Source organism: Mumia quercus, assembly GCF_025506335.1.
Taxonomy (GTDB): domain Bacteria; phylum Actinomycetota; class Actinomycetes; order Propionibacteriales; family Nocardioidaceae; genus Mumia; species Mumia quercus.
The window spans coordinates 505,896-512,497 of record NZ_JANZYO010000005.1 but is presented as its reverse complement, the minus strand read 5'-3'; the positions used below and the strand labels follow the sequence as shown (position 1 = coordinate 512,497).

6 protein-coding genes are annotated in these 6,602 nt (G+C 72.9%); 4 read left to right on the top strand and 2 right to left on the bottom strand.

Translation table 11 applies throughout. The features are described from left to right. The 3 genes from NYZ95_RS14585 to NYZ95_RS20470 all read left to right on the top strand — a co-directional run. Positions 1-132: integrase core domain-containing protein (locus tag NYZ95_RS14585; protein WP_262852051.1), on the top strand; the 132-nt coding region annotated here is incomplete at its 5' end. Between the two features lie 372 nt (positions 133-504). Then, complete coding sequence (locus NYZ95_RS14580; protein WP_262852033.1) at positions 505-1,914, top strand: amidase; 1,410 nt, start codon at positions 505-507, stop codon at positions 1,912-1,914. 43 nt (positions 1,915-1,957) lie between these two features. Next, positions 1,958-3,313 carry a M15 family metallopeptidase gene (locus NYZ95_RS20470; RefSeq protein ID WP_262852032.1) on the top strand — a complete coding sequence of 452 codons (1,356 nt, stop codon included), beginning with the start codon at positions 1,958-1,960 and terminating at the stop codon, positions 3,311-3,313. Between the two features lie 10 nt (positions 3,314-3,323). On the opposite strand, the gene rsgA is transcribed toward NYZ95_RS20470, so the two are convergent. After that, positions 3,324-4,337 (bottom strand): ribosome small subunit-dependent GTPase A, encoded by a 1,014-nt coding sequence (gene rsgA, locus NYZ95_RS14570; RefSeq protein ID WP_262852031.1) that lies wholly within the window; start codon positions 4,335-4,337, stop codon positions 3,324-3,326. A 93-nt stretch (positions 4,338-4,430) separates the two neighbouring features. Between rsgA and NYZ95_RS14565 the strand changes: the two genes are divergently transcribed. Then, the gene (locus tag NYZ95_RS14565) at positions 4,431-6,077 is read left to right on the top strand and encodes an acyl-CoA dehydrogenase family protein (RefSeq protein ID WP_262852030.1); all 1,647 of its coding nucleotides are present in this window, start codon (positions 4,431-4,433) and stop codon (positions 6,075-6,077) included. Positions 6,078-6,092: 15 nt separating this feature from the next. Here the strand turns inward: NYZ95_RS14565 and NYZ95_RS14560 are convergent, their stop codons facing one another. Then, a complete protein-coding gene (locus NYZ95_RS14560; protein ID WP_262852029.1) occupies positions 6,093-6,527 on the bottom strand; it encodes an SRPBCC family protein in 435 nt (144 codons plus the stop codon). Positions 6,528-6,602 lie beyond the last annotated feature (75 nt).

Here is a 6,602-nt window from a genome sequence, read left to right as displayed (position 1 = left end):
AACTCCGAATCAGCCCGCCTCGCCGCCCTGCCAGCATGGATCCACCACTACAACCACCACAGGCCCCACTCAGCAATCGGCAAAGCCGCACCCATCACCAGACTGACCAACCTGCCTGGACATCACATCTAGCGCTCCGCCCCACTCGACCACCCACACCCCCGCGCTCCGCCCTCCTCGACCAACAGACGAGCGGCTGGTCGAGTAGCCCGAGCCCCTGGGCGAGGGCGTATCGAGACCACACGGTCTCGATACGGGACTCCGCTAGCGCTCCGCCCCACTCGACCAACGTCTGAGGGCGTATCGAGACCACAGGGTCTCGATACGGGACTCCGCTAGCGCTCCGCCCCACTCGACCACCCACACCCCCGCGCTCCGCCCTACTCGACCACCCATACCCCCGCGCTCCGCCCGACTCGACCAACGTCTGAGGGCGGTCGGCGGCGGTTACCCACTGGTACGCTCCGGGGTGACCCAGACCACAGCCGCGTTCCAGGAGGGCTCGTGACGACCTCTGACCGCATCCACGCGTTCCGTGACGACGTCCTGGGCGACCTCGACGCGACCGGGGTCGCCGAGCTCGTCGCCACGAGGCAGATCAAGCCGCGAGAGGCCGCCGAGGCCGCCCTGTCACGGATCGAGGCGGTCAGTGCGCTCGACGCCGTCGAGCACCTCGACCCCGACCGCGCCCTCGACGCCGCGGACCGCGAGCAGTCCGGTGTCTTCGCGGGCGTGCCGACGCTCGTCAAGGACAACGTCGACGTCGCCGGCTGGCCCACGGGCAACGGCTCCGAGGCCTACACCCCGCGGCTGGCCCGCACCGACAGCGACTTCGTCCGCATGTGGGCTACCCAAGGGCTTACCTTCCTCGGCAAGTCCCGGCTGCCGGAGTTCGGGTTCAGCGCCTCGACCGAGTTCATGACTCGCCCGCCGGTGCGCAACCCGTGGAACCCGGCGTACTCCTCGGGCGCCTCCTCAGGCGGCTCCGCCGCACTGGTCGCCGCCGGCGCGGTGCCGATCGCCCATGCGAACGACGGCGGCGGCTCGATCCGGATCCCCGCGGCCGCGTGCGGCCTCGTCGGACTCAAGCCGACCCGCGGCCGGATCACGCCCGACCGCCTCGACGAGACGATGCCCGTCAAGGTCGTCACCCAGGGCGTCGTGACGCGCTCGGTGCGCGACACGGCCCGGTTCTTCGCCGCGGCCGAGCGGGCGTACCGCAACCCCAAGCTGCCCGCCGTACGCCTGGTCGAGGGGCCGGGCACGACCCGCCTGCGCATCGGCGTCCTCTACGACTCCGTCACCGGCCCCAGCGACCGCGACACCCGTACGGCGACGTCCGACACCGCCGAGCTGCTGGCGCGCCTGGGCCACCACGTGGAGGAGATCCCGCTCCCGATCACCGAGCAGTTCGCGCGCGACTTCTCGCTCTACTGGGGTTTCCTCGCCTGGTACGTGACGGCGACCGGCAAGCGCGGCTACGGCCCCGACTTCGACCCGGCCCGTACGGACAACCTCACCAAGGGCCTCGCTGCGGCGTTCCGTGCGGGCTATCGGCGCTTCCCCGCCACGCTCTACCGGCTGCGACGCACCGAGCGGGAGTACCGCGCGCTGTTCAGGACGTACGACGTCGTCCTGTCGCCCGTCCTCGCGCACACCACGCCGAAGCTCGGCTACCTCTCCCCCACTGCCGACTTCGACCGCCTGTTCGCACGGCTGCACGCGTACGTGGGCTTCACGCCGCTCAACAACGTCGCGGGCGGCCCGGCGATCTCGCTGCCGCTCGGCCGGACACGTTCGGGTCTCCCGCTGGGCGCCCACTTCTCTGCCGACCTCGGCGACGAGAGGACCCTGCTCGAGCTCGCCTTCGAGCTGGAGCAGGCGGCGCCCTTCGCACGGATCCAGGACGCCTGACCTCCGAGCGGCGGGTCCGCGCCACGACCTCTAGCGTGGAGGGGTGACGCCTCGCCGCCTGCTCCCGCTGGTCCCTCTCACCGTGCTCGCCCTCCTCGTCACGCTGCTGGCCGCGGGCCCGGCGGCCGCGGCGGCACCGACGCTCACCGCGTCCGCGCCCGCCACCGGCTACGTCGGTGCCGGGGCGACGGTCACCGGGGTGGCCACCCCGCCGGGAGGCGAGCTCACGCTCGAGCGCCGGGCCTCGGACGGCTCGTGGCGCCCGCTGGCCACCGGGCGACCTGCCGGCGACGGCACGTACGGGTTGAGGGTTGTCGTCGTCGCCGGGGCGCAGACCCTCCGCGTCACCTACCGCAGCGCCGAGGGGACGGTTTCACGCGAGGTCCGGCTCACCGGCGTCCCCGCCCCGGCTCGCGCCACGCTCAGCGGCGCGCACCGTCTCCGCGACGGACGCCGCCTGCGCCTCACCGCGCGGTGGGTCACGGTCGACGGGCGCCCTGTCACGGGGACCGCCCAGCTGTACGGACGCCGCGCCGGTAGCAAGACCTGGACCCGACGTGCCGCGGTCACGGTCAGAAAGGGCGTCGGAACGGTCCGGGTCCGCCCCCGCGTGGACACCACGTACCAGCTCCGGACGCCCGCCACAGCCGCCGTACGGGCCGCCACGTCGGCCGGCCACGGCATCGACAACCTCCCGCCTGGACGGGTCGTCCGCCTGCCGTCCGGGGCCCCGGCGCCGCGCCGGACGCTTCCCCCGCAGCGCCGCGCGGTGTCGGCCGGCGCGCACGTGCGGATCAAGAAGATCTCCGCACGAGTCTGGCGCTCGATGAAGGGCCGCAGCTGGCACCGCGGATGCCCCGTCGGCCGCAGCTCGCTGCGCCTCGTAGAGACCAGCTACTACGCGTACGACGGCTACCGGCGCCGCGGCGAGCTCGTGGTCCACCGGGGCGTCGCCAAGGCGACCAAGCGGGTCTTGACCGACCTGTACGAGGCCAAGGTGCCGATCCGCTCGATGTACCGCGTCGACCGCTTCGGCTGGTCGCGGCGCCTGCGAGGCGCCGACGACATGAAGTCGATGGCCGCCGGCAACTCCTCGGCGTTCAACTGCCGCGGCGTGGTCGGCCGACCGGGACGGCGCAGCCCGCACAGCACCGGCCGCAGCCTCGACATCAACCCGTGGGAGAACCCGTACCGGTCGGGATGGGGCCTCGTCCCGAACAGCGCCTGGGACACCCGCCGCACGCCGAAGGCCGTCGTCTACCGCAGCCGCAAGCACGTCGTCGTCCGCATCATGGCGCGGCACGGGTTCCGGTGGATGGGCCGCTCGGACTGGCACCACTTCCAGTACGCCGGCCGGGGCGCCCGCCAGCTGCCGGCACCGACGACCTTCTGGGACTGAGCCGGCTCGGTCAGTGGCCGCGCGCGCGGCGGTAGCGTCGCTGGGCGCGCGTCGAGCGACGGAGCTTGCGGTTCTGCTCGGCCGCCAGCCGCGCGTCCGCACGTCGCTCGAGCCACTGCGCCTCGCGCTGCAGGGCGCGCCAGCTCTCGAAGCGGCGCAGGCTCAGGGTGCCCGCGTCGAGGGCCGCACGCACCGCACATCCCGGCTCGACCTGGTGACCGCAGTCGGCGAAGCGGCAGGACGCCGCCAGCTCCTCGACATCGGCGAACGCGGCGACCAGCCCTTCGGTGTCGGTGACGCCGACGCCGCGGAGCCCGGGCGTGTCGATCACCCACCCGCCGCCGGGGAGAGCCACGAGCTCGCGCCGCACCGTGGTGTGTCGACCCCGCCCGTCCGCACGGATCTCCGACGTCGCGACCAGGTCCTCCCCCGCCAGCGCGTTCACGAGACTCGACTTCCCCGCACCGGAGGAGCCCAGGAGCGCGAGCGTCCCGTCACCGGCCAGCGCCGCGACCTCCGCGAGGCCGTCACCCGTCCGCGCGCTGCACAGGACGACCGGAGCACCGAGCTGGGTCGTGACCTCCTCGGCCACGTCGGGGCCGTCAGACGCGAGGTCGGCCTTGGTCAGGACGACCGTCGCCGGTGCGCCGCTCGCCCACGCCACGACCAGGAGCCGCTCGACCTTCGCGAGGGACGGCATCTGGTCGAGACCGACGACGACCGCGACCGCATCGAGGTTGGCGGCGAGCACCTGACGCCGCGACGAGCCGCCGGGCTCGGCGCGCTCGAGAGCGGTGCGTCGCGGCTCGATCTCCACCACCCGCAGCTCGGCACCGACCGCCTCGACGCTCACCCAGTCGCCCACGCACGGGACGCTCTCGCCGCCCGGACCGGGCACGACTCGCGCGGCGACGTCCTCGCCGTCGGCGCGTCGTACGCGGACGACCCCGCGGTCGCCGCGCACGACGCGGCCGCGCCACCGCTCGGGTGTCCGGCTCGTCCCGCTCTGCGTCTGTGCGTCCACCCCGCGACCGTACGGAGGAAGCCGCCTGCGGAGCGAACGAATTTCGGTCGACCACGTGGCCCAGGTCACGACGCGGGCGCCTACGCTGGCCGCATGGACCCGCTGCAACGCACCCCGCACAACCAGGCTGCGCCGCTGGCCGGCTACCACACCGTGCGCTCCGACGCCGCGCTCGTCGCCGCGGTGCGCGCCTTCGCCGGTGACGACGCGGAGACGGTCCTGACCTCGCTGGACCCCGTCGGGGAGCTCGGCGGATCGGCGCAGGCCCGTGAGCACGGCATGCTGGCCAACCGCCACGAGCCCGTCCACCAACCGGTCGACCGGTACGGCAACCGCGTGGACGAGATCACGTTCCACCCGTCGTGGCACTGGATGATGCAGCGTGGGGTCGAGTTCGGCCTGCACGCGACCCCGTGGGTCAGCGAGGAGCCGAAGCCGCACCTGCGACGCGCCGCCGCGTACGTGGCGTGGACGCACAACGAGCCTGGCCACGGCTGCCCGCTCACGATGACGTATGCCGCCGTCCCCGCCCTGCGCGCCGACGACGCGCTGGCCAAGCAGTGGACCCCGCTGCTCGCCTCCACCGAGTACGACTTCGGGCTGCGCAACCCTGCCGAGAAGCGCGGGATCCTCGCCGGGATGGGGATGACAGAGAAGCAGGGCGGGTCCGACGTCCGCACCAACGTCACCGTGGCGACGCCGACCGACGTCGAGGGCGAGTACGTGCTGCGCGGGCACAAGTGGTTCACCAGCGCGCCGATGAACGACCTCTTCCTCGTCCTGGCCCAGGCGCCGGGCGGCCTCACCTGCTTCGTCGTGCCCCGGGTGCTGCCCGACGGCACCCGCAACCCCCTGCAGGTGGTGCGGCTCAAGGACAAGCTCGGCAACCGCTCGAACGCCTCCTCCGAGCTGGAGCTCGACGGCACGTGGGCCGTACGCCTCGGCGACGAGGGCCGCGGGGTCCGGACGATCATCGAGATGGTCGCGTCGACCCGGCTGGACTGCGTGCTGGGGTCTTCGTCGTTGATGCGACGCGCCGTGGCGGAGGCGACCTGGCACGCCTCGCAGCGCTCGGCGTTCGGTGGGCTCCTCTCCGACAAGCCCGCCATGCAGAACGTCCTGGCCGACCTCGCCGTCGAGAGCGAGGCCGCCACGCTGCTCGCCCTGCGGATGGCCTCCAGCGTCGAGCAGCCCGCAGACGAGCACGAGCGCGCCCTGCGCCGCATCGCGCTGCCGATCGCGAAGTTCTGGGTCTGCAAGCGCACGCCCTTCCACGTCGCGGAGGCGCTCGAGGTACTGGGCGGCAACGGCTACGTCGAGGAGTCCGGCATGCCGCTGCTGTTCCGCGAGTCTCCGCTCAACTCGATCTGGGAGGGCAGCGGCAACGTCAACGCGCTCGACGTCCTGCGTGCGCTCCAGCGCGAGCCGGAGGCGCTCGACGCCTGGCTCACCGAGGTCGGCAGCGTCCGCGGGGAGGACCCGCGGCTGGACGCGGCCGTGAACGATGTGCTCGCCGGTCTCGCCGACCTGTCCGACATGGAGTTCCGCGCACGGCGCCTCGCGGGGCAGATGGCGGTCGCGCTCCAGGCGTCCTTGCTCATCCGCCACAGCGACCCGGACGTGACCGACGCGTTCCTCGCCAGCCGCGTCGCGGGCGACTGGGCAGGGACCTTCGGCACCCTCCCGCGCGGCGTCGACGCGGCGCGCATCGCGCGGCGGGCGACCCCCGTCACCCTCTGAGACCGCCGGGAGTCCTCAGAGGCGGGACAGGGTGTCCCTCATCTGACGCGCCGTCTTGTCGGCGAGCCGCTCGAGCGGCAGTCGGAGGATCGCGTCAGGCACCTTGCCGACGGCACCGTGGAACGTGAAGTCGGCGGTGTACTGGACCTCGGTGCCGGTGCCGGTCGAGGCGAACACGAGATGGTCCGTCGTCGTCACGGAGTCGTTGCTGCCGGTGACCTCGAAGACCGCGTCCGGGTCGCGCCGGGTCGTCTCGTACGTCAGCTCGACGCTCTTGCCGAGGAACTTCGACACGTTGTGGTAACGGGTGCCGACGCCTCCGTCTCCGGAGAGCCGCGTCGTCTCGACGGTGCCGGGGTCCCACTGCTCGGTGGTGGTGAAGTCGCTGAGGAAGGCGAAGACCTCAGGGAGCGGCTTGTCGACGGTGAGCGTGCGCGAGACAGCAACCATGACGTCACGCTACGGCACCGTTCCCGTACCCGCTTTCGCTCACGGAGGCGTTAACGCGCCGGACTCTGTGGCGGC